General features: G+C 40.8%; 19 protein-coding genes. 12 read left to right on the forward strand and 7 right to left on the reverse strand.

Annotated elements, in window-relative coordinates; translation table 11 throughout:
- Nucleotides 1–20 precede the first annotated feature (20 nt).
- Complete coding sequence (locus tag N480_RS09420; RefSeq protein WP_063372260.1) at nucleotides 21–1,049, reverse strand: S66 family peptidase; 1,029 nt, start codon at nucleotides 1,047–1,049, stop codon at nucleotides 21–23.
- A gap of 428 nt (nucleotides 1,050–1,477) precedes the next feature.
- Here N480_RS09420 and N480_RS09425 point away from each other — a divergent pair, with 428 nt between their 5' ends.
- Nucleotides 1,478–4,879, forward strand: coding sequence for a PKD domain-containing protein (locus N480_RS09425; protein WP_063372261.1), 3,402 nt, complete (start codon nucleotides 1,478–1,480; stop codon nucleotides 4,877–4,879).
- A gap of 113 nt (nucleotides 4,880–4,992) precedes the next feature.
- On the forward strand, nucleotides 4,993–5,667 hold the full coding sequence (locus N480_RS09430) for a hypothetical protein (RefSeq protein ID WP_063372262.1): 675 nt from the start codon (nucleotides 4,993–4,995) through the stop codon (nucleotides 5,665–5,667).
- Between the two features lie 51 nt (nucleotides 5,668–5,718).
- Here the strand turns inward: N480_RS09430 and N480_RS09435 are convergent, their stop codons facing one another.
- Nucleotides 5,719–6,342 (reverse strand): LysE family translocator, encoded by a 624-nt coding sequence (locus N480_RS09435; RefSeq protein ID WP_063372263.1) that lies wholly within the window; start codon nucleotides 6,340–6,342, stop codon nucleotides 5,719–5,721.
- A 283-nt stretch (nucleotides 6,343–6,625) separates the two neighbouring features.
- Between N480_RS09435 and N480_RS09440 the strand changes: the two genes are divergently transcribed.
- A complete protein-coding gene (locus N480_RS09440) occupies nucleotides 6,626–7,603 on the forward strand; it encodes a hypothetical protein (RefSeq protein WP_155732809.1) in 978 nt (325 codons plus the stop codon).
- A gap of 147 nt (nucleotides 7,604–7,750) precedes the next feature.
- On the opposite strand, the gene N480_RS09445 is transcribed toward N480_RS09440, so the two are convergent.
- The gene (locus N480_RS09445) at nucleotides 7,751–8,206 is read right to left on the reverse strand and encodes a nuclear transport factor 2 family protein (RefSeq protein ID WP_063372265.1); all 456 of its coding nucleotides are present in this window, start codon (nucleotides 8,204–8,206) and stop codon (nucleotides 7,751–7,753) included.
- Between the two features lie 415 nt (nucleotides 8,207–8,621).
- Between N480_RS09445 and N480_RS09450 the strand changes: the two genes are divergently transcribed.
- Nucleotides 8,622–10,178 carry a hypothetical protein gene (locus tag N480_RS09450; protein ID WP_063372266.1) on the forward strand — a complete coding sequence of 519 codons (1,557 nt, stop codon included), beginning with the start codon at nucleotides 8,622–8,624 and terminating at the stop codon, nucleotides 10,176–10,178.
- 78 nt (nucleotides 10,179–10,256) lie between these two features.
- Here N480_RS09450 and N480_RS09455 read toward each other — a convergent pair whose 3' ends face one another.
- From N480_RS09455 to N480_RS25605, 3 genes are all read right to left on the reverse strand, one after another.
- Nucleotides 10,257–11,135 carry a CPBP family intramembrane glutamic endopeptidase gene (locus tag N480_RS09455; RefSeq protein WP_063372267.1) on the reverse strand — a complete coding sequence of 293 codons (879 nt, stop codon included), beginning with the start codon at nucleotides 11,133–11,135 and terminating at the stop codon, nucleotides 10,257–10,259.
- 451 nt (nucleotides 11,136–11,586) lie between these two features.
- Complete coding sequence (locus N480_RS09460; RefSeq protein ID WP_063372268.1) at nucleotides 11,587–13,320, reverse strand: HEAT repeat domain-containing protein; 1,734 nt, start codon at nucleotides 13,318–13,320, stop codon at nucleotides 11,587–11,589.
- A 72-nt stretch (nucleotides 13,321–13,392) separates the two neighbouring features.
- Complete coding sequence (locus N480_RS25605; RefSeq protein WP_063372269.1) at nucleotides 13,393–14,595, reverse strand: hypothetical protein; 1,203 nt, start codon at nucleotides 14,593–14,595, stop codon at nucleotides 13,393–13,395.
- Nucleotides 14,596–15,038: 443 nt separating this feature from the next.
- Here N480_RS25605 and N480_RS09470 point away from each other — a divergent pair, with 443 nt between their 5' ends.
- The 8 genes from N480_RS09470 to N480_RS09505 all read left to right on the forward strand — a co-directional run bounded on the left by N480_RS09470 (nucleotide 15,039) and on the right by N480_RS09505 (nucleotide 24,816).
- Entirely contained in the window at nucleotides 15,039–15,353 is a 315-nt protein-coding gene (locus tag N480_RS09470) for an antibiotic biosynthesis monooxygenase family protein (RefSeq protein ID WP_063372270.1), read from the forward strand.
- Between the two features lie 17 nt (nucleotides 15,354–15,370).
- Entirely contained in the window at nucleotides 15,371–16,072 is a 702-nt protein-coding gene (locus tag N480_RS09475; RefSeq protein WP_063372271.1) for a helix-turn-helix transcriptional regulator, read from the forward strand.
- A gap of 266 nt (nucleotides 16,073–16,338) precedes the next feature.
- Nucleotides 16,339–18,810, forward strand: coding sequence for a TonB-dependent receptor (locus tag N480_RS09480; RefSeq protein WP_063372272.1), 2,472 nt, complete (start codon nucleotides 16,339–16,341; stop codon nucleotides 18,808–18,810).
- A gap of 252 nt (nucleotides 18,811–19,062) precedes the next feature.
- Complete coding sequence (locus N480_RS09485) at nucleotides 19,063–19,689, forward strand: hypothetical protein (RefSeq protein ID WP_063372273.1); 627 nt, start codon at nucleotides 19,063–19,065, stop codon at nucleotides 19,687–19,689.
- Nucleotides 19,690–19,895: 206 nt separating this feature from the next.
- On the forward strand, nucleotides 19,896–21,005 hold the full coding sequence (locus N480_RS09490) for a PepSY-associated TM helix domain-containing protein (RefSeq protein WP_063372274.1): 1,110 nt from the start codon (nucleotides 19,896–19,898) through the stop codon (nucleotides 21,003–21,005).
- Between the two features lie 199 nt (nucleotides 21,006–21,204).
- On the forward strand, nucleotides 21,205–23,403 hold the full coding sequence (locus N480_RS09495; protein WP_063372275.1) for a DUF6351 family protein: 2,199 nt from the start codon (nucleotides 21,205–21,207) through the stop codon (nucleotides 23,401–23,403).
- A gap of 82 nt (nucleotides 23,404–23,485) precedes the next feature.
- Nucleotides 23,486–23,818, forward strand: a complete 333-nt coding sequence (locus tag N480_RS09500) for a gamma-glutamylcyclotransferase family protein (RefSeq protein WP_063372276.1) — start codon at nucleotides 23,486–23,488, stop codon at nucleotides 23,816–23,818.
- Nucleotides 23,819–24,051: 233 nt separating this feature from the next.
- Nucleotides 24,052–24,816: a hypothetical protein gene (locus N480_RS09505; protein WP_063372277.1), complete on the forward strand. Its 765-nt coding sequence runs from the start codon at nucleotides 24,052–24,054 to the stop codon at nucleotides 24,814–24,816.
- 102 nt (nucleotides 24,817–24,918) lie between these two features.
- Here the strand turns inward: N480_RS09505 and N480_RS09510 are convergent.
- A partial coding sequence (locus N480_RS09510) for a DUF1554 domain-containing protein (protein WP_155732810.1) occupies nucleotides 24,919–26,069 on the reverse strand: 1,151 nt, incomplete at its 5' end.

Raw genomic sequence — 26,069 nt, forward strand, 5'->3', positions numbered from 1 at the left:
TGTGGCTTGGCCACCTCCATTTAAATCAATGTTTGGGTAATACTTCCTTGAGATTGTGTCAGCTCAACCTTGGCTAACGCGCCGTTAATTAAAGTTAAATTGGGCGCTAGGTGACCAATATCCACATCATAGACCACTGGAATAGAAAGCTCACCAAGTGCCATGGTTAAGGCCTCTGTACCACTCACTGGATCTGAGTCGTTGTCCAATACAGCATTACGGCCAATCAATATGCCTGATACATTATTAAAAGCGCCTTGCAGTTTTAGCCCTTGTAGTGCTCTGAAGTATTGCGTTGGCGACAATTCTGCATTTTCCAAATAAAGAATAAATGACTCATTCTCGCAGGCTTTTGGGTTAAAAAACTCAGAGCCATAAAGCATCATATGAATATCTAAACAGCCGCCAGTTAAACGGCCTGAAAACGTGACTGAGCTCTCTTCCCGTATACCTTTATTCAATACTTTCCATTTTACAGGTTCAGTTAAATTAAAAGCTGCATTTGGGTTTTTGCTGTAATCTGCATATTGCGCTTCATAAAAACGCGCATTGTGCTGCTTGAAGCTACTCCCTTCGGCCAAGCTCAAAAAATCCAACACTTTTGATGTTAGCCCATCGGTTTGATTCAAACTCAATTGCATCAAGTTGGTGCCATGGCAAGTCGCCCAGCCTAATTTTGTAGTAATGGATGTCAGCACTGTGCTGACATCTGAAAAGCCGAGTATCCACTTTGGCTTGGCATGTTGTAACCTATTCCAATCCAATAAAGGCAGTAAATCCATAGCCATTTCACCGCCCCAAGGCGCCATAATAGCATCAACATTTTCATCACATAAAAATTGCATGAGCTCTTTGGCGCGCACTTTGGCGGACGCGCTCACATGCTTGGCGTTCTCTCTCAAGCACTTGCCTTCAAGCACTTCAAACCCTCGAATACGTAAATCACTTAACACCACATCAAGACGTGGATGCAAAGCCGCTGGCACGCCAGAAGAAAACGCTGTAATTGCGACTTTACTGCCACGAGATAAGGGAGCTGGGTACAACATAAAAACTCCTTTCTTATAATAAATACGAAATTTCAGCCTAAAAAAACCTATATACCCCTGATTATCAAAGGCGCATCGGCTTATTTAAAGAATATATAAACTCAGCATACCAGTTAAAGTATCAACAAAGTGTTAATAAGATGATTTTATAATTTAAAGGCCAAGTCAAAAATGCTTCTAAACCGCTGAAAATTATAAAAACATTATCGGTAAACACTACTTCAAAATATATAAGATTTGCAACATAAAAATGCGACTAACTTAATTGCCAAATTGGCTGTACGAATTACGACCATTTACTATGCTTTAGTGAGCGAAACATTAAACCATACATAATCTGCACAGATTGTATCGTGCGTTTCAAGAGGAACAATAATATGTTTTATTCATGCAAACGGATGCATCTTGTCAGTACTTTGGTGCTAAGTATGCTTGTTGCTAGTTGTGGTGGCTCATCTGGTGGAGATTCGGGCAATCCGACAACGCCAACGCCGACGCCAACCCCCACACAGCCACAAAACAATGCACCAACAGTTTCTATCAGTGGCGAGAACTCCATCCAAGAAAAAAAAGAGATTTCACTGACGGCACAAGCCAGTGATAGCGATGGCTCTGTAGAATCATATTCATGGCAAATTGTTTCGGGACCATCAACAACGCTGACAAATTCCGCGACCCAAACAGTAACATTTACCACGCCTGACGTAACCGAAGACACAACCATGACACTTCGCGTCACTGTTACTGATGATGACAACGCAACAGCAAGTGCTGACTTCAATTTAAGTGTGTCACGCATTGTTAAGTCGGTCACAATCACGGGTTTAGTGACGGATGGTCCAATACCCAATGCCGGTTTAACGATCATTATCGGCGATCAGAACTTTGAGTTGGCTGCCGATGCCGAAGGTAAATATACATATACACTCGATGTGGACGAATCCATGGAGGATGACTTGGTGCGCATTCGCGCAAAAGGCGGTACCACACAGTCTGAAGTCGAGTTTTATTCTCAGCTGCCCAGCTTTGCTTCAATACAGTCACAAGCTGGTGAAGATGGAGTGCTAGATAAAGATGACAACTTCGGCGTGAATATTACCAATGTCACTACATCTGAGTATGCATTGATAACCAAAGAAGTTGGTATACCACAATCTCAAAGTGTACTTAACCAAGCTCTAGTTGGTATAGACGCTGATGAAAAGCTCACGCTAGCTGCGCTAATAAAAATAGTGGTCGATGGCGAGGGTGACGATGCTTTTGATTTACCTCCGGGCGTGAACTCAACATTCGATTTAGTGTCTAGTCAAACCGCGGTCGATGACTTAACGAATACCATTAACGAGCAAAACCCATCCCTAATTGACAGCACAAAAAATGAAATAAAAGACGATGGCGACCTAGTAGACAGTGGCCAGACAGGCATTACCGGTGACTTTTTGATTGGCTCGACCAGTCGATTTGAGGATTTATTTTTAGAGGCCACTTTCAGCGCAGACAACACCGGTACTTTTGCTGATTATTCCAGTGGCAATATTACTTGGACTCAAAACGAACAAGGCCTTGTCAGTATTACATTTGTAGGCGATGTTCGCAGCAACGGCTTTCCTTGTACAGACAGCGGTGGTTCACAGCTTGTGTGCCAATTCAAATACAAAAGCGCTACTTTCTCTGTTATCGATGAGAATCCAATCGCTAAGGCTATCAGTATTAACTTCATAGGCGACGAAATTACCGTCGTTAGTGAAGGCGAAGGTACTGTGCTTCGCAGTGATGTCTCCCGTCCAGCAGAGCTATCCATGATTGATAAGAGTAATACCATCACACCTGATAGTGGCAAATTCAGTGGCGACTGGTACATCAACGCACTTTACTATGTCGAGACAGGCAAGTTTGCCAGCAAGGTTACCTTTAATAGCGATGGCACCGGCAGTGCACAAACTCCATCAGGTGAATCTCGCTCGCTCTCATGGTCAATAGCTAATAATACGTTGACCATTACCTTAGCCGCCACAGATACACTTGCAGCTAAAACGTTTACTTATTGGATGATTAAGGGTGTGCATACAGGGTATCAGTTCTGGGCTACGACCGAGAAAACAGAGTCTGAAAGCCATAGAAGGCGCAGCGGCTTGATGATACCCGAACAACAAATTACACTCACTGAAAGTGATGCTTTAGGGCGCTTTAGAGAACATTATGGCTCGTCTGAACTACGCAATAATTTTATCGACAATTATGTAAATGGCGCTTCTTATTACTTCTTGAGTAACTTAAGAGATGCATGGCATGTCTCCGGCCGAACGCTTGACATGGTAAACTATATTGATAGTTCGTCAGGTACAGGCATGTCGGTTCGTCAATGCTCTGAAAACGCCACCAGCGAACAATGTACACTCCAGTGGCACCAAAAAATCGAAGTGATATCGCGCAATAGTAGCGCGTGGTTTGCACGTGTTAGTTACCCTGCGACCAGCCAAAACAGCTCAAGAGTTGTGCAGTACCTTAAAGGCCAATCAACCTTAACGCAATTTGACTATTTTTGGTTAGACGGTAAATCTATGTATTTTATTGAAGACAGTCAGGTGCTCTCCAATCAATTTACGGTAAAAACCAATGAAGATAACTCATCGTCTCGCGTCGTGCTTACCAATGGCAATGAAATAGGCACTTACTCTATTGCTCAAGGGCTTTTGAAAATCGATCAAATGGGTGCTGTCGGTGTCACTAAGATCAACATGTTCGACAGAGATTATCTCAATGTATGTGGCTACCCAGAAGGTACCAGTTGTGATTCAGGTGAGGTTAGAGATCTATACTTTGATTTTGCCTTAGCCTCTCGTTCTCTGTCTACCACTCCGCCGACAACGACTCCACTGGCTATAGATGGTACTTGGTATATGCCCAGCTCCCCAGATTTTGTCATTGTGATCCGTGATGGCGTATGGGTGCATATGGAATTGAAGTCAGATCAAGACCCACAAGGTTTTGCAGGGCTAGAGATTGGTAGCCTAACTTGGAATGAGTCTAGTGGAGAGTTGATGGTATCTAAGGTCATTGACACTAATGGTGTGTATGGTTTTGATTCCAACCTGATGCACGTTGCCACGGTTGCCAACAACCAACTGACACTAGACATTCAAGGGGAAAGTCCCACCATTTTAGAACGCTTAATTGACTCAAACGAGCCAAGGGTGGGTGGCTTTATCGAATACCCTCTGAGCACAGACAAAATCTTTGTGAACGTATTTCTGCCTGATAATAAATTCTTTGAAGCAGAATACAACCCTTCAATGTCTGATGGCCCGGGCATTAATTATGGCTCCTATGTATACAATGCTGATTCAGGTCTTACCGAGCTAACTTATGAACTAAACCAGCTGAATACCGATGACACGACCTTCTTCTTGTATCAAGCAGGCCCTGATGTATTGCACTGGAAAGATACAGATGAAGTTGGAGCTGTTGTTCGCGTCAAGCCTAATAGTACTCAACCTTATCTAGACCCTTATAAGCTCAAATATGAGCGATTTGCACTTAAAAATGGAGACACGACTCACTATATCGATATGTATAGTAATGGTACGGCTGATTTTGTCACCAATGGCCAAACCCGTGCCTTCACATGGACTGTGACACTTGGTCAGCTAAATTTGAAAGCAGTCACACCCAGTGCAGGCCTTGCAGTAGAAGCTTATGTTATTACACCGACAGCAAAAATCGACGATGGTTGGAATGTCGATGTCATTATGTTGTCGCATCCTACTGTGCTTGATAATGAAGACAGTCCAGACCACCACACTAGGTTCAGCGGCACACTTCGTAGATAATACAGCTCTTCATGGCGCTGCCTCATCGCAGCGCCATTTAATTTCAAAATCCGCAACAAATCGGTATATATATTGCTCAGTAATTACATACTTACTTGGGTGAGTTGTGAGCGATGAAATTAACGCAAGACGAATTGGACTACATACATGAAGTTGTAGAGCGACCCTACTTGGAAAAAATGAATAGCCAAGTAGTTTCTGATTCACAGCAAAGGAATAAAATACAAGGCTTATTGGCGCAACTACTCATGTTCGATCCACTTAGCCTATTACTGTCTCATGATCAACATGTTGCGTTGCAGTCATTTGACGCCAACAGTCTACTCAAACTATTTACTAGAGACATACCTCATAAGCTGTTACATGAAGAAAATGAGAATGAAATGGCTTTGCTCACGCTTATCGACCAATTGCCTAATATCATTGACGACCATGGTTTTCCACGAAACTGGCGCTTTCACCCATCCCCTAAAATCTCAATGAAACTGGCTAGTAACAGTGATAGCCCTAAGCTTACATTTACTGTAGACAGCCTTTCACTATCAGGGGCTTGCGTTATTACCTTTCCGCTAAATAGTTATATGTCTGTCGAACTATTTTTGCATGGACATGCTTGTCTAGAACTCGCCTGTGGATTAGAAATTAATATTCAAGTAGAACGCGCAGTTTCCCGAGCTAAACACCAAGTTGCCCTAGAGTTTTCACAAGCGACGCGTGATAACCCTGTGCTTAAATTGCTCATACTGAGCCAGTATGTAAAGTGCCGCTCTCAAGATCCTGACTTGTGAGCGGCAAAAGACTGCCTATTGATTCTGAGCGCTCCGACAAGGCACCTTATATCAGAAAGTTTGATATAGAACTCTTGCTGCTAGCAGTAAAAAAGCAGCACCCAGTACTTTTGAGATGACAGACTGGCGAGACTGTAAATTTAGTTTTTCATTGGCTGACGATGTAGCAATTGACACAAAAATAAACCATATTGCATCAATGGCAAATACTGTAAAGCACATCAGGAAAGCCAAAGATACCGTCATAGCTTCAGGGTCAATAAACTGAGAAAACAAAGCGACAAAAAAGATTGCAGTTTTAGGATTAATAAACGCGACCATAAACCCCTCTTTTGCAGCAGTAAGCCAATTGCTTGCGACCCGTTCATTTTGCGCGTCGTTGCTACCAGTTGATTTGCTCGTGAGGATCTTGAACCCTAGATAAGCTAAATATGCAGCCCCCAAGTACAATAGCCCCGTATACAATACTGGAAACTGAGAAATTAAACTGGCAAGACCCAAAATAGACAGTGCCGCATAGCTACCTACACCGAGTGCGTGTGCCACACTGGCCGCAATTCCAGATTTAGCTCCCCCATTGATACTATGCCGAACAACGACAGCTAAACTAGGACCTGGCGACATTGCCCCCAAGGTACAAATCAATGCCAAGCTCAACCATGCAGATAATTCCATATTCACCTCTTTGAAATTGTGAACGGCGAGTTTACATAAGTTTCGTAAGCTTAGCTAACACATTTAGGCGTCTTAAAAGGTTTATACAATTACCCATGGACCCTGCCCATGACACAGATGTTACATGACCCAGATATCTCGGAGCACAAGTCATTGTTATTTTATCCATATTGTGAACAGACTGAATTTTGTCAACGGAAAAGCTCCCCTATTTCTATTTATTCGCGACTTCTATATTATTTCGAGGGCTGGCATCACATTAAATAAAGTAGAGCAAAGAGCATTGACCAATTTAACTATCAATAAAAAAGTCCTGATATTACTCATCATCTTTATTGCACTGGCGGTATTGGTCTCGCTTCGTTTTTTGCCAAAAGATATACCGCAATACCAACAACCCGCGGTTGCACATGTTGAGCGTAAAAAAAGCCCTTATTCACCCCAATCAAAAAACAACACAACATCACTACATGAGCGCATCGAGCCTGTAAACGTCGAGGGCGAAATTAATGCATTAACAATCTACTCAGGTCAGCTTAGAGTCATGGACAAGCCTCAGTGGAAGTTGCCCAATAACTTTTATAGTGTATTTACGGCTTTAAAAATCGCAGCTAAAAATGGAGATGTTGAGGCAAAATACATCATCGCAATGAATTTAGAATATTGTCTTAGCGCACCACTAGACGATACTGCCCTGCAAAAAAAGCTAGATGAATACGCCAGCGACGGTTACGGCACGTCATCTATGGACACCGCAATAGAGCAGTTCAATTATTGTAATTACATAACGCAATCAGAGCGCAGCCAATTTTTCTCGTACTTAGAGGATGCCGCAAACAGCGGATCGGTCGCAGCACAAGAACATTTCACCAGGATACGGCCAGATTTTTATATGGAATTTCAGGGGTTTAAATCTCTATCGCGAGATGAGTACATACTAAAGCAAGATACCTACATTGAGCAAAGGGTGTCTTTTTTGAAACAAGCGGGTTTGCATGGCAGTGAGCAAGCACTAAAATATTTATCATATTTATACCACTCTCAACAACTAAGCCAAAATAGCCTTGCGAACGCTTATGCATTGAACAAAGTCATTGCTCAGATCACTGACAATAGCGACACGCATAACCGCTATGCAAAATATGAGCAAAGCCAATATTTACAACTAACTGCCGAAGAGCTCGATACTGCCCATGAAATTTATGAACACTGGATTTCGAGCATTCGGGCTAACGGAACCTATTACCCGAGTAAGTATTGATATGTTGCATGCTCTGTTTTTGCAACCGACCCTAAACACAGACTGGGTAACTAAATATGGCGAGGCTCCTTTCAATAAGCACATACAAATTAGCTCAAAAACCCCTTATAATGCTGGTTAATTACCAGCGTACATGCAAGCGAGACTTTACTCTACAGCGCCATTTTTAACACTTTCTCTCTCTACGTACTGCGCCACTTTACTTGTAATTTGCCACTTTTTACCATCAAAGATTAAATTCAAATAGTCGACATAACCATGCTGTTTATTTTCACCCCAAGTGAACTCAACAGTTGCGTTAGCTGCATTTTTAGTTCTTAGAAGCTGAGTGATTTCGATCTTGGCATTCCACTTATTTCCAGTATCGACCATTTTAACAAATTGGTTTCGGTCATAATTATGAAACATGTTTCGCCTATCAAAAAATTGAATTGTCGCTGTTTCCTGAAATGCCGCTTCTACACGCTTACCAACGCCTTCACTCACCCCTTTAATGTATGAGTTAACAGCTGCCTGTGGCGTAGTAAATTCTTGTGCACTCACACTAAACACTGTGCTTGATAAAAGCGTTAGGCCTGTTGCTAAAATTAACTTTCTATACACTACTCCCCCCAATCATTGATTAATTTCTGTTTATTAGACTTATATGACTACCTGATTTATTTAACTTACTAACCTACTAAACTTTCAAGATGTTAACCAGAGGGATTACATAAAAATATGTCATTGGAGAGTAGTTCTATTTATAATGGGACAAGCCAACCCTAAATCCGATTTAGCAACTTTACCTATGACCCCTAACCTCATAAAGACATGCTCGGATAAGCACAGTAATAGTGATTCGTACTCGAAATAAATAAGAAACAATGATACTTAGCTCACTTTTTACACATTGCTATTATTTACCTACCGTAGAACTGCTGGAGGTAAGAATATTATTAGTGAATTAATATAAATAAATAGCTACAATAATCGCCAAAATTTTATTTTCATACAGTTAACTAGCTAAGGGAAGAAATTGAAATTTAAGATATTAATTTTTGTATTTATCTTTGCACTATTGAGTGGTTGCCAAAGCACTTTTAAATTACAAGATGCTAAATTGCTTTCAACAAACCATGGCTATCTTTTCGTTAATTTTCCACGGATTAGCTCAGTTTTAGTCGTTAAAAACCTACATACGCACAAAACATACGCACTTCCAACAATCTATAAAGACTCAAGAGGCCTTTGGTTACCTGAAGGGGAATATAAGATAGTAGAAATTGGAAACCAAAGAAAGATAAAGGGATTTCCGAATATAACAATAAAGACCGGAAATGTAACTAATATGGGGTCTTTAGTTCACTTCAATATTGGAAGTGACAAGGAATTGTGGCTCCCGAAACACCTTGGTTATGAAAGTGACCTACTTGCCCAGCACAAGCTAAAATTCACACCTTATTTAGATCAAAGTAAAACGATAGAATGGGCACCCAAAAAAATGCCGACACCCAGTGATGTGGTTATTGAAGGCACAGGACAAGGCATAATCGTTGGCTTAATTAACCGCTACGTACACAAAGCTCAACAGGGAGAACTAAAAGAGCAGCTCGCAAATGAGGTTAACGTAGATAAGTTTTTTGACTTAGCGATAAATACTTTACCTCCAGTGCGAAATCAAATTCCAGGCACAGATAAAAATGGCAATCTATATTTTGGCTCAGAGCTTGGTGTTATTAAAAAAAGAAAAAGCGATGGAAGCTGGGAATCTATTCAAACCGAAATAATAAGTGAAATCCACATTGTTAGGTCTCTAAATGATGGAAGCCTATTAGCAGCCAATCATAATAGGGAACTCTTGCTTAATATGCAGGGTAGTCACGAATGGCAAGTTGTAGCTAGATTTTCAGAGAATGAAAATATTGAAGATATAGATATTTTTGAAGACAAAATATACGTCGCGACATCTGTCTATGACAATGTGCGCTACGTCATATCTGGTGGTGAAAACTATGAACTCAAGATATATGAATTAAGCTCTAGTAACTTTAGCGATAAGTCAATTATTTACAAAACGCAAAGAAAACTGGGTGCTCAGGCTCATGGAAAAATAGTAAATGGGAAGTACTACATAGGCTTAGCTCCTGACTTACTTAATATAATCGATTTGCAATCTAATAAAGTATCCAAATTACAGCTACCAGAAAGCTTTTCAAACTTTAATATCTCTAACCAAGGGACTATCACTCTTTATACAGTTCAAGGAGCTTTCTCAGATCTTTTTGTATCAGAAGATAATGGTCAAACATGGAACGAACTAGATACCCCTCCTTATACAATAGGGAGTATAATTTTTAACACTCCTCAAGATGGAATTGCATATCGCATTTCAGCTAATTTAGCTGATGTTAGTTATATACTGCAAAAGTATAACCCCAATAAAAATAAGTGGTCTAATGTCTCTAAAGCGCCTGATGTATGTAGGTATATATTGCATAATGACAAGTACTACCCTAAGTTTTGCGTTTCAAAGTCGGATGAAATCTTCAGTTACCAAAACGGTAAATGGGTAAAAGAGGTAAGCCTTCTTTAAACATGCAAAGTTAATTAATATTGACCATTCAGAGTGCACATAGTTTCAAAACAAAGTGCACTCCTAAGACATTTAAGTTTACGCTAAGAACGGATAAGTAAAAAAGCAAAAGTGTATTAAGTTAAACACAAAATGTATATAAATAGGTACCAAAACATTATTAGTTTTCTGATAACCATAAGCGCAACCTAAACCTAACAGCGAAGCGATGGCTGTATACGCTATCCCCCCGGGTAAGTGTACAATCCCAAACAAAAGGCCTGAAAATGCGACTGTAATACTTTGTCCAAATTGATGGTGTTGTACAAGTTTTTGCATTTGTGATTGTAAAAACCCTCGGAAGAAAGCCTCTTCTGCATAGCAAGTAATAAACAAGTTTGTTATCACCCAACCTATCAATATCGGACTCAGTTTTGGGTCCCACTCCACTAAACCAGAAAGAACACCACCCGCTAGCCCCAATAAAATAACAAGTGTTGATACAGTAAAAACTTGCTTTGCTTTTGCATTTTTAGGTGATTTACCGCGTGGGACAACCAAAGCCATAAGCGCAATGGCTACCATCAGTTTGTCGAAATTTAAGTGCTTAGAAAAGGGCACTGCGTTTTCACTCACTGAATACGAGTCAATCACTAGAGGGTTATTAACCCCCGGAAAAGCATGTATAAAAAATAAGATAACAAAAATAAATATGCCGAACCCTAGCATCCACCGTACGGCTACCTGCTTGAAATAGTTGAATCCAAAGCACATTAAAAACAAACAGGAGACCCCTACTACACCAAAGATACCAACAATATTAAAGTAATAGGCAAATATGAGTGATAACAGCGCTAAGACTAGCGAAGTTCGATGCATTAAAATTGTAAGGGTACAAATGGCCAATAACGCGGGGAGAAAAGACACTGCTATGCCCGCATTTAGCGTTAGGCCAAATAGTTCAAAAGGTGAGTTCATCTCAAATACTACTTATTTCATGGTTTTCACACACAACTGCGTAAAAATAATAATTTTTACAATATTGTACGTTAAAGCTGTCGATGAATTGCACAAGTTTTTATCTTAAATTATAGAGCTGGCTGGTGAATGTAAATAGAGTTTGCTTAGTTGAGGGCCTCGATAACTCAGCAGACAAACCACACTAAACAGCAAATTTAAATAAGCTGGCAGCGTATTAACGATATATTGCTAAGATAAGTTAGTGCAGAGGTGAACCGTTATAGTATCAACTGCCTTATTTGGTCACACAAGATCTACATCAACAACGCCTTTGGTAGCATATTAAATAAGTACCTGCATAACGCCAATGATCATTAGACATAACACTTATTCTCGACGTTATTGCATTTCAAAAACGTGTTATGCCTAATTTTACAATCTATTTAAACTTACATAGAACAAGTAACTATTAAGTTTTTTCTGTATCAATACCCTGCAAAAACTTTTGTACCGATTCGCTGTCGTATCGAGATAGCTCTTTTGCAGCTAATTGCGCTTCATACGTATTAGGGTTTTGTTCTATCACGGATTTTAAGTAATCAAAACTGAGTTCTTCTGGATATTGCCCTATTGCCGCAATAGCCGCGCGTTTGAGCGCAGTATCATCGCTGTTTAAAAACTGAGTTATATCTTTGATTAGTTTAGGATCCCGGCTATTTCCCATCGCGGTAACTATATAATCTTGACTCATATTTGGGTGCTCTTTGGCCAACGAACGTAATTTGAGTCTAATCGTTTCTTTGTAACTGTCAGACTCCTTCAACTCAGCCCCAACACCTGCATATGTTAATAAAGCAGTTTCGTATAACTCTGACGTATTATCATCCAAGTCTGTCTCGATTAAACTCCGCTCTACCATCATTTCCAGACCACCTAACAGTTCATAAGAAGGCGTTTGAATGCTGATAGAGGAAGCAAGTGCATGTAATCGCGCATAATTATCGAGATCCTCATCCAGGAAAACTTGAGTCAACAGTCGCTGAGCGGGTTCGGATTGATTGTCTCCTAGCACAGCAAGCGTTGCTCCTTTTTGCCAATCAGGTACTGCCTCGTCTCCAAATAGCTCATACAAGGCTAAAGCTTCTTCTGGATTTTGGTTTAAAACTCCAGTGAGGATGGACATATAGTTACCCACCATTTCTCTGTCGCCACCCTGTGCGAGCTTGGTTTTCATTTCCTGAAGTAGTTCATTGATAGATATGGTGCTTTCTTGACTATTACGTTTATATTGTCGATAGCTGCTCGTGACTTGTTCGCCAGGCTTGCCAAAATATGCATTCAACATCTTGGGTAGGTCCACTTTCCCTGTATACCAAGGTGTATCTTTAGCATAGTGAGCATTAACCTCCTTCACTAAGTGAATATGATTTTTTAGTTTGGAGACAAGCTCACCTTCACGATAAAAGGCGTACATATCTAAAGCGGTTAGTTCAGCAAGTTGATGCGCATCAAAGCGATACTCAGCACGTGAACTTGTCGGGTCTGCTTCAATACCCGGAATTGCAAATTGTGTTGTTAAAACCTGTGCAACCGACTTAGTAACGTGACTGCCTTGTGCTGAATAATTTACACTAACCAGCCCCATATCCCGCTCTTCTTCAGCATGCCAAGTTGTTGTAGGTTTTGTATCCGGTTCGACAAACTGTGCTGTAGAAAAAAAGGAGTAAAAGCGGTTGTAATCACTTGGTGATAATTGTCTTTGGGTATATAAAGCAGATAATTTTCCTTGCTTGTCAAAACCTACAATGACCGGCGTACTAAATACTTCTCTTAACTCGGCGGCAGATTGGCCGTCAAATAATGATTCTTGCACCGAAAAATACGCCCCAGCGTATGACAATTGTTGTAACTGACCCAATGGCTGGATCTGTAAATTAGCGTGGACTTGATACGAAGTCACTTTTTTCTGACTAGCCTGACTATTCGTACCTGTAATTTGTAATTCGATATTTTGTTCTATGTTTGCTAAATAGCTCGCTTTAGTCAAAAACGGGAGCTGATTGCCATTTTGGTTGATTTGTTCATTAGGTTGGTAATTTGCAGTTTGTTGCTGTGAAAACTGATTTCCTATGACTAATGCCCCAATTGTGGCTCCACTTGCCAGTATTGCGAGTGCTGTTAAGAGTAATTTTTTCGAGTTCATTGAGAGTCGTCGTATCCTGAAAGCCCTTTACTACAAAGGAGGGGAAGCCCCCTCCCAATTTTTAGTCAAGTATTACCAATACCAAGTGGTTTCATAGAGTTTCTTATACTTCCAAGAACCTCTTTCTTCCCATAGGTCTGCACATAGGAATCCATAGCAGCCTTCGACTTTACCTGACGGAGTATGGTATCTCAGACGAGCTTCAGCCCAGACCTCATGTTCAGTCGCGTCATACCCAATGCCAACGTCTAGCTTTGCTTCAACCAGCGGGTCAGCTTTACCTTCGAGATCAATACTGCCAAATGAGCCATTTACGTCAAACCAAGTCTTAACGTATGGGTCGAAATTAGCATACATTTGTTGCTTCCAAACAAGCGCATCCAGCGAGAGCGCCGCTTTATAGCCATAGTTTGCTTTTAATTTAAAATCAGCCGTTACGTCACCCCATTTTGTGTCAACGGTTGTATCGTGCTGCCACTGCTCAAAGTAGTCCTTTTCAAAACGTTTTGACCAACGCAGCCCTGGTTGTATTGAGTCATGCGCAAATTCGTCAGACAAACCACCTTGATAGTATGCAATTCGGCTCTTTAAACTCGGTGCACAGTTGTTAATCGTGCCACTGATTGCATTATCAAGAATCAGGCGCTTTATGCTACGCGTACTGCGACTCTTAAACATACCGAACCAAGAGTGCTCGCCCTTCATCGCTTTTTTATGACTAGCTTGAACCTGATCTCTAAAGCATTGTTTTGCTCGGCTTGTATAACGAGCCATTTCACTAAACATGCCGTTGAGTTCACTTAGGTGGAAGTTAACACCCACTTTTTGGTTTTCACCATAGCTCCAGTCATTTCTCCAAATGACCTTACCATCATGATTTTTAAGGTTCGCGTCAATTTGACTTTGCTGCAGCTTATAACCGATAAATAGTTTGTTGCCACTGACTAAGTCAGTTTGAATAACAGCTTTATGAGTTTGGTCGATATTAGCTTGAGCTAAGTCTCTTAAACGCGCTTTCCAAAGACGAATGTCCAAAGAGGCATTGCGATTTGCAGTATAAGAACGGCTTTTACAACCTACAGAGTCCTTGTCACACCAGTCACGATAACCTTGTGTAACTTTAATGTTTCCATAGACTTTGCTGCTGCCGCCAATTTTATAGTCCGATTTTTTTGTTTTCTCTGCATAAACTTGTTGCTGTGCCATTACGTTGCTAGATAACACACCAACTAAAATAGCTGCACTACTTAATACAACTTTATTACTGTACTTCATTTTAAATTAATCCTTTTAGGTCAAAAGTAACCGAGGCACATACTAATGATAAATTACGAAAAATGTAACAGTAACAATAATTATTTTTATTTATAAATGTAACAAATTATTTCGTATTTTATTACCATTTAAACTTGATTAAATATTTGTTAAACCAAAAAAACCAATTATCAAACATGTAAATATTTCCTTTTAAATCAATACGATAACAAAAATAGATGAAAAAATTAGTAGACTAATTAGCAACTAAGCTGCTGAATCAAAAGTCATACCTTTTGTTAAAAATACCGAGTAATAAGCCCATTAATTAACTGAATGTGTACTTCTAAGCATTGTCGATAACTGGACATACTCTGGTGATCAACATACCTGTTGCACACTACTGACAGTCGCTGACATTACCCTTTGCTTTAATAAAGCCTCCAAACATAAGGAGCTAAATAATGAAACAGAACATAATTGAAATCGTAACATTCAAATTAAATGCGGGCGTATCGACTGAGCAAATGCTAGAGAAAAGTGCAGCTTTTGAAGAATTTGCAGCCAAACAATCCGGTTTTTTATATCGTTCATTGGCTCATCAAGCTGATACTGATACATTCGTGGATGTCAGCTACTGGGAAACTTTAGAAGACAACAAAAAAATGCAGGCTGCGTTTGAAGAAGTAGATGTATGCCAAGCATTCTGTGCTTTGGTCGATAAAGAGTCAGTTGGGATCAGTCATCATACCGTGTTGACAAAAAGCTGTGACGCATAAATAGAAAGAGGTAGATTGTGCATAAATCGGAACGGTTATTTCAACTTGTAAACTTGCTAAAAGGACGCAAGGTTGCAGTAACAGCAAAGCAGCTAGCTGAAAAGCTCGCGGTGTCTGAGCGTACAATCTACCGTGATATTCAAAACCTGCAAACGTCTGGTGTCCCAGTCGAAGGAGAAGCGGGAATAGGCTATTTGATTAGCGACTGCGATTTACCGCCTTTGATGTTCTCTGTGCAAGAGCTCCAAGCTCTACTTATTGGCAGCCGTATGCTTAGTGCATGGACCGACCCAGATCAAGCCAAACATGCTCAGTCGGCAATCGCTAAAATTGAAGCGGTCTTACCCAATCAGTTGAAGCAACTCAATGACACGCTTCCTTACTATGCGTTAGGGTTTAGCCACGATGAAACATGTCAAACACACAACAAAGTATTACGCGAAGCCATTGAAGCTAAGAATCACCTGTCCATGACTTACAAAGATGTGAAACAAGAAACAAGTGAAAGGATAATTGAACCGCTAGGACTCGTTTATTGGGGTGGAAAATGGACAGTCATTGCATATTGTTTACTTAGAAAGGCATATCGAGAGTTCAGGCTCGACAGAGTCGTCTCTTTAACAACACTGGATTCACACTTTGAACACGAAGCTAATAAAAACCTCGCCCATTATATAGAACTCGTAAAAACCGCTGCATGTGATAAAGAAAACATCTAGTTTTCAATCTCATACGACCAGTAGCAAGCCCTTTAACCAAATAACATTCATTACATTAAAAATTATTTATTCAACTTAAAGCACAAACTAAGAAACAAATACACACCACCTACACACACCAAAACAACATTCAACAAACCCATTAACACCCTGTAACTTTGGCAACTTTTATTAAACGCAAATGAGAGTTGTTATCATTTGCCATCACTGTTAGTATGCGCGCTCTCTGCGAATAAACAATCATATTGCGTAGTATGGAGTGTAATATGCAATTCTCTCGTTCACTAAATTCAAAAAGTGTCGTCGCAACTGCGGTTAAAGTTGCCTTGCTTGGTGGTGTTGTTGCAACAGCACATGCGGCTGATAAAGCACAAGCTGACATTGAGCGCATCAGCGTATATAACAAACACAATGCACTGATTTTAGAATCAGGCACTGCAACTAAATCTAACATGGCGCTAATGCAAACACCTGCTGCTGTTGTTGTTGTAGACAAAGAGTTACTAGACTCACAAACAGCAAATACCTTACAGGACGCAATCCGCAACGTGAGTGGTTTTAGCCAAGCGGGTAACAACTACGGTATTGGTGACAACCTAGCGATCCGTGGCCTTGGCGTCAATTACACATATGATGGCATGTATGGTGGTGCCAGTTTAGGCAACAACTATAACCCTACTCGTTCAATGACTAACATTGACAGTATGGAAGTACTAAAAGGTCCAGCTACAGGCCTTTATGGTATTGGTGCGGCTGGTGGTGTTGTCAATCTAATCGAGAAAAAACCGCAATTTGAAGAAGCTTACGAAGTAAGCACAAAAGTTGGTAGCTGGAATACATACGGCATAATGCTAGATGCTACAAACGCAATTACTGACGACTTAGCCTACCGAGTTATCGTAAACCATGAACGTAGTGATGGTTATCGCGACCTGCAGCAAGACCGCGACGAAGTCTACGCAAGCGTTAAGTTTGTCGCTTCTAAAGATCATGAGCTTCTGTTCTCTTCAGCATTCATTGACGATGCCGTTCAAGTTGATTCAGTGGGCGACCCGGTACGAATCGTGAACTGGGACAGCATTGATGGTTCTCCAAGAGCACTGACTGGTAACGATGTCCCTAACGACTCTAAGTTCATAACCGATGAAGATGGCAATAAGAAATACCTTGGTATTCAACTTACTGATGCACAGCGTGAGCAGCTAGCAAAGTCTATCTCTGCGACCGACGGATTAAGACCTTACGACTTAGGAGATACAAGCTTAATCTCTCCACTTTCGACGCCAAACGAAGGTCAAGAGCTGCGCTTTAAAGTGCGCCATGATTGGCATCTTGGTGAAGATTCAACGCTTACTCAACAAGTCCTATGGCGTAAATATGAATCAGATTTGGTGCGCCAAACAGGTGCATATAATTATGTATACTGGGATCGCTCTGACAGGACCCATGGTTCAATCATCAATGCAAATCCACGTGGACCACTTGTAACAGAAGACGGTGAAGTTCATCCATTTGCAGCACGTCGCCAAGAGTACCGCAGAGCCGTTTCTGACGAAAAGACTTGGCAGTATTTTGCCGATCTTCAGTTAGGTTGGAGCTATGGCGATATCAGTGGCGAGCACTTAGTGAGTGCAAACTTTGAAAACCGTAGCATGGCATTTAAGCAATGGTCTGCTTATGACGGCGACGGCAACAAATCAGGCAATGCCATTCCATACATTTTGGACATTCGCAACCCGAACTGGGGAACCGGCGAATTTATGGATTACGACCCAATTGTAAGAAGCAATTACAATAAATCATTACAAGCCTACGGCATTGGTGTTCAAGAAGTTCTGTACCTAACCGACGCACTTACCATGAGAGCTGGGTTTGCATACTCAGGTATCAAGCAAGAGTATCAACACTTAGGCACGGCTCGTACGCAAGAAGTTTTACCTGAGAATGACACCGATGATGCGGGAACTACATATACATTTGGTGTTAACTATCAAATCATGCCTGAGCTTTCGGCATTCGTTAATGTAGGTAAAGGCCGAACTGCTTTTGGTATCCTTAATTCTGTTACGGATGGGGTAACAACGCCAAATCCACCGGACTCAGAATCAGAAACTCTTGACCTAGGTATTCGTTTTACAGCCTTTGATGAGGACTTACTTGGTTCACTTGTTGTATTTGAAACAAAACGCACAAACTTAAGATATTCAAACCCTGAATATGACGACCAAAAAGGTCCTGAGTTTAATGCTGGTATTCCACAATACAAGTACGATAACAACGAAACAACTAAGGGCGTAGAGCTAGACTTGAACTTAGCGCTTGCAGATGCTTGGAAACTGAACGTTAATGCCACGTACCAAGATGCTGTTACAATCAAGAAGCAAGAAAGTGACCCAGCAAAACGAGAAGCCGCTAAAAAAGGTGTGCCTGAAAAGATGGGTGGCGCTTGGTTAAGCTATACGGTACCACAATTTACTTCTGGCGATTTCGAAATCAGCCTTGGCGTAAATTATGTTGGTGAGCGAACGGTAAACCACCCTTCATTTGGTCTACCGACGGCTAAAGTCGACAGCTATACTCGTTGGGATATGGCTGCTGCATACCACTTTGATGCGTACCATGTTCAGTTTAATATAGAAAACTTAACTGATGAAACTTATTACAGTAAGGCACTCTTCTTAGGTGGTTTACCAGGTGATGAGCGTAATTACAAACTGACTTTCAATTATCAGTTCTAAAATACGTTATTTGAGGCGGCAAATTGCCGCCTCTTACTCTCTTTGCTTAGACCTTAATTTTCAACACTTTCATGGCTTTATTCCCCACAGAGCTTGGTTCATCTCACATTACAAAACATCTCAAGGTTATACCTTCTCTACAACACTAAGTTGGTTTACTTATTGCTTTATTTTGCAGAGACACCACTTATGATTTACCCAGCTCAAATGCTTAGATTTTAACTTAGAGCGTGCCACGAAAAGGATGCCTTGATGAACATACTCATCTCAAAAAATAACAAACAGTTAGAACAAGTGCAGCAATCAACAACACAAAAAAGCATCGATGGACATGCGGCTTTTGCTAAAGTGCTACAAGACGCTTTTGTTGCCAAGCCAGAACACACAAATCCTGATTATGTTATGCCAATTTCACTCAACACAGACTACGATGAAATATCTGAGCAAGCCAAAAACTACTACAACCAAGCTTTAAAAACAGCTGGGGAATTGATCGATACAAGTGCTGACATTCGAGAACAGGAAATACAACTTTATAGAGAAGCCATGATTGAGATTATGGATATGCCCATAGAAGTCGAGATTGAACCACATGAAGTAAATCAAGCTCTACTATTTGGCAGCCTAGGTATTGATTTTTTAGAATATAAAGAAGCAGGTGTTCGCATTGAGATGCTCAACCTAGCAGAAAAAGACGTTTTAAATTCTCAGATACTAGAAAACTCCGACAAAGAAAAGCTGAAACAGATGATTGATGAACAGCGCAGTGCATTAGAGCTTCAACGAGAAGAAATGCTCGCAGGCACTTTTATTAAAGAAAAAACAGATCACCGAACCAATATAGAGCATCGATTTCATAGCCTCGATTTTAGCGCATGAGGACTCTCAAAATGATTAAATAGTTAGCAAACTATTGTAAAACACCAAATTATATACCTCTGATATCAATTCTAGAATGCACCATGATTACGGAATTGATATCCATTATCGTTTTTATTATCATGCAAGTAAATTCAACTATCTTAGCAATCAAGAATTATAGAATCTCAATCGCACCATAATTCGAACACTAAGCGAACTCCACTATGTCCAAGAAAAAACTCCATAAGCTGCATGGTTGGTTGGGCTTTATATGCCTATTACCTTTTATACTAATTAGCTTTACTGGCAGCCTATTAGTATTTAAAAAAGAGCTCGATATGTTGCTCATGCCAGATTTTACAAAGGTGATAGCCAGCAGTGAAAGGCTCTCCATAAATACTTTAATTGAAAGCATCAACACTCAGTTGCCAGAATATGAGCTAGGTAGCTGGGAGGTACTCAGTGAAACTCACAGCCCTTATACCGAAGCTGACCGAATATACGTCATCAAAAAAGGCACGGATCATTGGTACAAAGCCCATTTAGACCCATTTACAGGTCTAATAATTAGCCCCCCAGTTGAACTCAATCACTATCTGACAGATTGGCTACTTGAGCTTCATTACACGTTACTCTTAAATAATATAAAAGGCTTAGACAAAGACTTAGGTACAGCTTTCACAAGTTTATTCGCACTTGTGCTCATCTTTCTTGGTATATCTGGACTGATTATCTACCGTAGGTTCTGGCGCCGAGTTTTTACTTTGCGATGGAATGCAAAATTGTTAGTTATATTTAGCGATGTACATAAAATGGCGGGGACACTCGCTTCCCCCATTTTGTTAGTGCTCGGCGTGACAGGCGGCTACTACAATATTGCAATATACGTTCACGAGTGGCAAGAGCACCAAGATGGTGATGAACACCATCATATTGTTGAGCGACTCTATAACGACTCAATAGACTTCGATAGGCTCTTTTCTCAAGCAGCAAATCATATACCTAATTTTAAAACAACTTATGTACTGATGCCCAGTGAGCCGCAACAACCAATCACATTGTATGGCAAAGTAGATGACAGTAACCCACTCATTAGTGACTACGCCAGCACGGTCTCATATGATGCACAAAATGGAAGCTTCGTTTTTGCCTATGATATTCGCGATCAGGCCTTTGTTCCTGTAATGATAGACACATTTAGGAAGCTTCATTTTGGTAACTTTGGCGGATATTACTCAAAAGTTTTATGGGCATTCTTTGGATTTATGCCTGTCTTGCTCGCTTTGACAGGAGGATACATTTGGCTAAAAAGAAGGAAAAAACGCAGCAGATGAGTAGCACCTAAATTTATTACGTTGCAGTCTAAGTCAAAGTTAGGCTGCAATAACCCATCAATTTTCCCTAACATATTAATTTATTGCCTTTTAATTTCTATCGTTCAATTCGATTTACTATAAATAACAAACAAATAACAACGCGCACTAATTTGAAATCCTAAACTTGAAAGAGAGAAGCCGATGATTAGAGGTACGTATGCTGAAAAAGTTATTGGTCATTATAGTCTTGCTTCCTTTGCTCGCTTGGTTAGTTTGGATGCAAATTGAGGTACCCAATGAGGATAGGAAGTTCGCGGTTCAAAACAAAGCCACACCACAAGACAATTTTTTGCTAAGCATAGAGCCGCACATATCTTTAGTAGACAGGCCGGCCGAACACTTTAAATTTCCCATTGCGGTAGGCGAAATTGGACCAACGCAAAGCCTCTACTCAGGTCCTAATCAATATCCATTCTACTGTATGACTAGGGACTCTTTGCTCGGTCAGCCTGAAGTTGATAACCAACTGGGTTTGGGTGTACCCGTGTATCGTGACGAAAAAATTATCGGTTACAGCAAAGATTGCTCAATAAAAACGACTACAAGCTATTACACACTCGTAAAGCAAGATGACGGTTTCAAAGCAACTCACCTAGACAGCCCATTGGCAGCAAAGCAAACTCATTTACCATTATTTAGAGTGGAACAGGGTTCTATTAATCGTTTTATTTATACCATTGTAATGCCAGTTAGTACGCGGGAAGTGGGCGATAGATTGGCACAATCTCAGTGGAACAAGCGACTCATTTATCAATTTAATGGAGGATCGGGAATAGGATTTCGCCAAGGCAGACAAAAAGCTGCCCGAGTCATGACACGCCAAGCCAATCAATTATTACAGGGCTATGCGGTAATAAGCTCAAGTGGTAACAAAACTAGTTATACCTACAACATGTTGTTGGCAGAAGATACCGCTAGGCGAGTCAAAAAACAGTTTGTTAGCCTTTATGGAAACCCCCTTTACACTGTAGGTGTGGGAGGCTCTGGCGGCGGGTTAGCACAATATTTGATAGCTCAAAATAGCACAGGGATTTTAGACGGTTTAATTCCTCTTTACAGTTATCCAGATATGATCACTCAGACTACCTACGCACTAGATTGCGATCTATTAAACAATTACTTTACTTTTAGGGCTGAAGATAAAAAAGCATGGCGTAACTGGGAAAGGCGCAGGCTCATCGAGGGTATGAATGCCATAAATGACTTTCCTCAAAAAGCAGGGTTTTTGCAACCATTAAACCAGTTAATGTCAGGCTTTGTTCCCAGCTTTCCCGAGGGGAATAGCGAGTGTATCAATGGCTATTTCGGCTTATCAGCTTTTATTAACAATCCTAGACAGGGGTTTATCAGAGAGTTATTTACCGAACATGTCGTAGACTCAACCAACTGGAGCTATTGGCAAGACATGTCTCATGTCTTCGGCGTAGATGGCAACGGACACGGACTCAGCACATGGGATAATATCGGTGTCCAGTACGGATTAAATGCACTCAAAAACAAACAAATATCCATTGAAGAGTTCTTACATATCAATGCCAATATTGGGAGTTGGAAGCCTCAAGCGCAGATGCAACAAGAAAGTATTGCATTGCCTTTTGGTCATAAAATCCCAATCTGGCTGACGCTATGGGGGAATCACAATATCACCACTCCTGAAAACCTTGTAGCACCTAGACATCTTGGCTCAATTCAGGCGATGAATAAAGCCTACCAATCAGGCCAAGTATTCATTGGCAGAGTCAACATCCCTATTATCGATGCAAGACATTACCTTGAAAATGAGCTGGACATGCACCATATGTCTGCGTCTTTTTATAGTCGATTAAGAATTGAAAATGCCAATGGTCATAGTAACAACCACATTATATGGGTTGCACACAAAGATCATGATCCTACTCACCATGCATTTGAAATGATGGACCAGTGGCTACTGACATTAGGTTCTTCAGCAAGCCAAACCGTCGCCTCGTCCAAACCAGAAAACCTTAAAGACAGCTGCTTTAATGAAGACGGGTCAATACATGCTTCAGGCAAGCAAGTTTTTGATGGTACTTGGAATAATCAATCAAATGGAGCGTGTCAAACACGATTTCCAATGTTCAGCACTAGCCGTATCGAAGCTGGAGGGAGTTGGGATGGCACAATGTTCAAATGTCCATTAATTCCAGTAGACCAAGCAATCGCCAAAGGCATATATGCACCTGTTAATCTAAACCAATATGTATCGGAATTGAAAGCCGTGTTCCCTGATGGAGTGTGTGATTATCAGGGAACCGATTTAGGTCTACCTAGGCACCCTATATTTTATGGGAACACAGCTGAGAGTGATGAAACATTCGTATTCCTGTCGGATTAAATTAGTAAAAACAGCTGGTTAAAATACACTATGGGCAGTGTTAAATTGTTCCTTAAGAAGATACTTTAAGGAAGGATATGCTATGCACGCACTTTTTAGCTACGGCACATTACAACAAACACAAGTACAAATAGACACATTTGGTAGAGAGCTTGAAGGATTTTCTGACAAACTTATCGGCTTTGAACTAGGGGAAGTCGAAATTACCGATGAGCAAGTTATTGCATCGAGTGGAAAAAGGTTCCATCCAATTCTGAAGCGTACTTCAAACACCGAAAGTACCGTATCGGGTACGGTATTTATGCTCACCGATGATGAGCTTAAACACGCTGATAATTATGAAGCGGATTGCTATCAGAGAATAAAAGCCCCTTTAGTCTCTGGCAAAACATGCTGGATATACGCTCAAAAGTAATTAGCTTTGCCAGACAGAGCCTCAAAATCCATTTTGTGTCCATATTGTTTCGATATTGTGTACGGGATTTTTACGGAGAACAGGGACGTTCTATTAATCTTTAAAACCCACATTTATGCCTTGATTTTACTATGTAAAAGTACTTGCGATTTTGTATAAAATTGTTAATTGATATTTCAGTTTCAATTGATTATTACTAAGATTAGGTACACATCAAAATCACGGGTACCAATATGAAACCTATAAAACTCTCAGCTTGTGCATTGGCAATTTCTGCTCTAATGGTTGGTTGCTCCACTTCAACGACAGAATCAGAAAATGTGAAAACGGAAGCTATTTGGGCTGATATTTATGTCACATCACAAGGAGAAAGCAGCAGAGTAATCGCCGAACTGAATGTTAGCAGCCGCAATGGCAACAACATTCAGCTATCTGACAAAGATAAGCTTGAGGCAAGTGCAGCAGGCGTTACAAAAGAACTCAAACAAGATGATGATTTTTTTGATATAGATTATCGAGCTACTTTTAATACTGCACAGGAAAACACACAATTCACCGTGCGTTTTGTACGAAGCGAAACGAATGAAACTTTAGAAACGAGCTTAAAATTGCCCGCTCCGCTGAAAATCATCACACCACAAAAAAATCAGTCCTTTTTTAGAAAAGAAACCGTGGAGATAAACTGGACTCCTGATGATGCGACAGACACAACGCTCGATTTAATGCTGACCATTAAATGCAAAAACAATGAAGGAAATGATACAAGTACCGGAACAACTGTAAGAAATATTGATGATGACGGAAGTTACAGCATCAATTTAGAAACGTTAGATGGTCTTGTCGACCCTCTGATCAATTCAAAGAAAGCATGTGAAGGTGAAGTATTTATGGAGCGTATCAGATACGGGGTGTTGGATAGTAAGTTTGCAGACAGTAGTCGTGCACGAGCTATTCAGGAACGCTACTCTGATAAGTTTGAAGTAAGATTAGAGCAGTAATTCACTTTGCAAAAATAAAATATTTAAAGCCCGCCGCGCTGCACTTGGGCTTAACCATAAAAAAAGCCTATTCTATGAATAGGCTTTTTAAACTTACATCAATTATTGTTGGACACAATACAATCTAGCATTGTTGTCACAGGTAAGAAACGTACTATTTAGCCAAGTAAACGAACCCGTTCCGATAACACCAGCCGCAGCTGTGTTACTACCCGAGTACATATCTAACCCTGAAGAACTGTTAAAGTTGCTACACGCACTCCAATTTAGGCGTTGTCCAAATCTGTTTGTATTTGTCCATACATGACCAGACACTGAGTTTCCATTTTCATCTAGATCAATTTCCCACTGAGGAATGCTCGATAACAAAGTACTGCCCGTAGCAACCGTACGACCATCAACACGCATATAGATATGTTCGTCTTTAATTACACTGGTTGCCAATGTCGAACTTGTTGATAAAAGCGCCTTGTATACACCTGACGGCATTGCATCACTTGAATCAGCTAACGATTGGCACTTTGCGTCCGCGCCCGATGTACCTCCTAAGTTACCAGAATATACTTGGCTAGTCGCAAACACCGCTTTATTGTTTGTAGGTTGTGAGCCTTCAATTAAAAGCGTCCAATAACTTGCGTGTGTGTTTGGTCTGACAAGTCCACCTGCCGGAACATCCTGTATCGCAACATATAAGTTACCATCAAAACTGAACCTTGCTACCTCGCCTTTGTTATATGCGTGCGCCGCGCTCCAAAGCAGCTTAGAGCTATTAAATTTTAAAGTGCTTTGTAAGGCTGTTTCAACAGCTGACTTATCAGCCTTGGTTGCCAATTGTGTGTTCAGTGTTGTGGTATCGACTTTAGCATCAAGTGCAGTAAGTACGTCATTTTTGTTCGCTTTAAGTGCCAGCGCATTGTTCACTGCTGTTTGGTCTGCTTTCGCTGCAAGCTGCGCATTAACAGTTGTTGTATCTGCTTTGGCCGCTAACGCATTATTTACCGAATCTTGATTTGCCTTTGCAGCAAGCTGTGTATTAATCGTTGCTGTATCTGCTTTGGCTGCCAACGCAGTGTCCATCGCTGTTTGGTCTGCCTTTGCAGCAAGCTGTGTATTAATCGTTGCTGTATCTGCTTTGGCTGCCAACGCAGTGTCCATCGCTGTTTGGTCTGCCTTTGTAGCAAGCTGCGTGTTAACCGTCGCCGTATCTGCTTTGGCTGCCAACGCGTTGTCTACCGATGTTTGGTCTGCCTTTG

It is taken from the genome of Pseudoalteromonas luteoviolacea S2607 (assembly GCF_001625575.1).
Taxonomy (GTDB): Bacteria; Pseudomonadota; Gammaproteobacteria; order Enterobacterales; family Alteromonadaceae; genus Pseudoalteromonas; species Pseudoalteromonas luteoviolacea_E.

Excerpts from the sequence above, each read along its gene's own strand:
- N480_RS09455 (WP_063372267.1), bottom strand. The coding sequence starts at position 11,135 with ATGAACTCACCTTTTGAACTATTTGGCCTAACGCTAAATGCGGGCATA.
- N480_RS09435 (WP_063372263.1), bottom strand. The coding sequence starts at position 6,342 with ATGGAATTATCTGCATGGTTGAGCTTGGCATTGATTTGTACCTTGGGG.
- N480_RS25605 (WP_063372269.1), bottom strand. The coding sequence starts at position 14,595 with ATGAAGTACAGTAATAAAGTTGTATTAAGTAGTGCAGCTATTTTAGTT.
- N480_RS09420 (WP_063372260.1), bottom strand. The coding sequence starts at position 1,049 with ATGTTGTACCCAGCTCCCTTATCTCGTGGCAGTAAAGTCGCAATTACA.
- N480_RS09425 (WP_063372261.1), top strand. The coding sequence starts at position 1,478 with ATGCTTGTTGCTAGTTGTGGTGGCTCATCTGGTGGAGATTCGGGCAAT.
- N480_RS09500 (WP_063372276.1), top strand. The coding sequence starts at position 23,486 with ATGCACGCACTTTTTAGCTACGGCACATTACAACAAACACAAGTACAA.
- N480_RS09470 (WP_063372270.1), top strand. The coding sequence starts at position 15,039 with ATGAAACAGAACATAATTGAAATCGTAACATTCAAATTAAATGCGGGC.
- N480_RS09490 (WP_063372274.1), top strand. The coding sequence starts at position 19,896 with ATGTCCAAGAAAAAACTCCATAAGCTGCATGGTTGGTTGGGCTTTATA.
- N480_RS09430 (WP_063372262.1), top strand. The coding sequence starts at position 4,993 with ATGAAATTAACGCAAGACGAATTGGACTACATACATGAAGTTGTAGAG.
- N480_RS09495 (WP_063372275.1), top strand. The coding sequence starts at position 21,205 with ATGCTGAAAAAGTTATTGGTCATTATAGTCTTGCTTCCTTTGCTCGCT.
- N480_RS09485 (WP_063372273.1), top strand. The coding sequence starts at position 19,063 with ATGAACATACTCATCTCAAAAAATAACAAACAGTTAGAACAAGTGCAG.
- N480_RS09480 (WP_063372272.1), top strand. The coding sequence starts at position 16,339 with ATGCAATTCTCTCGTTCACTAAATTCAAAAAGTGTCGTCGCAACTGCG.
- N480_RS09460 (WP_063372268.1), bottom strand. The coding sequence starts at position 13,320 with ATGAACTCGAAAAAATTACTCTTAACAGCACTCGCAATACTGGCAAGT.
- N480_RS09505 (WP_063372277.1), top strand. The coding sequence starts at position 24,052 with ATGAAACCTATAAAACTCTCAGCTTGTGCATTGGCAATTTCTGCTCTA.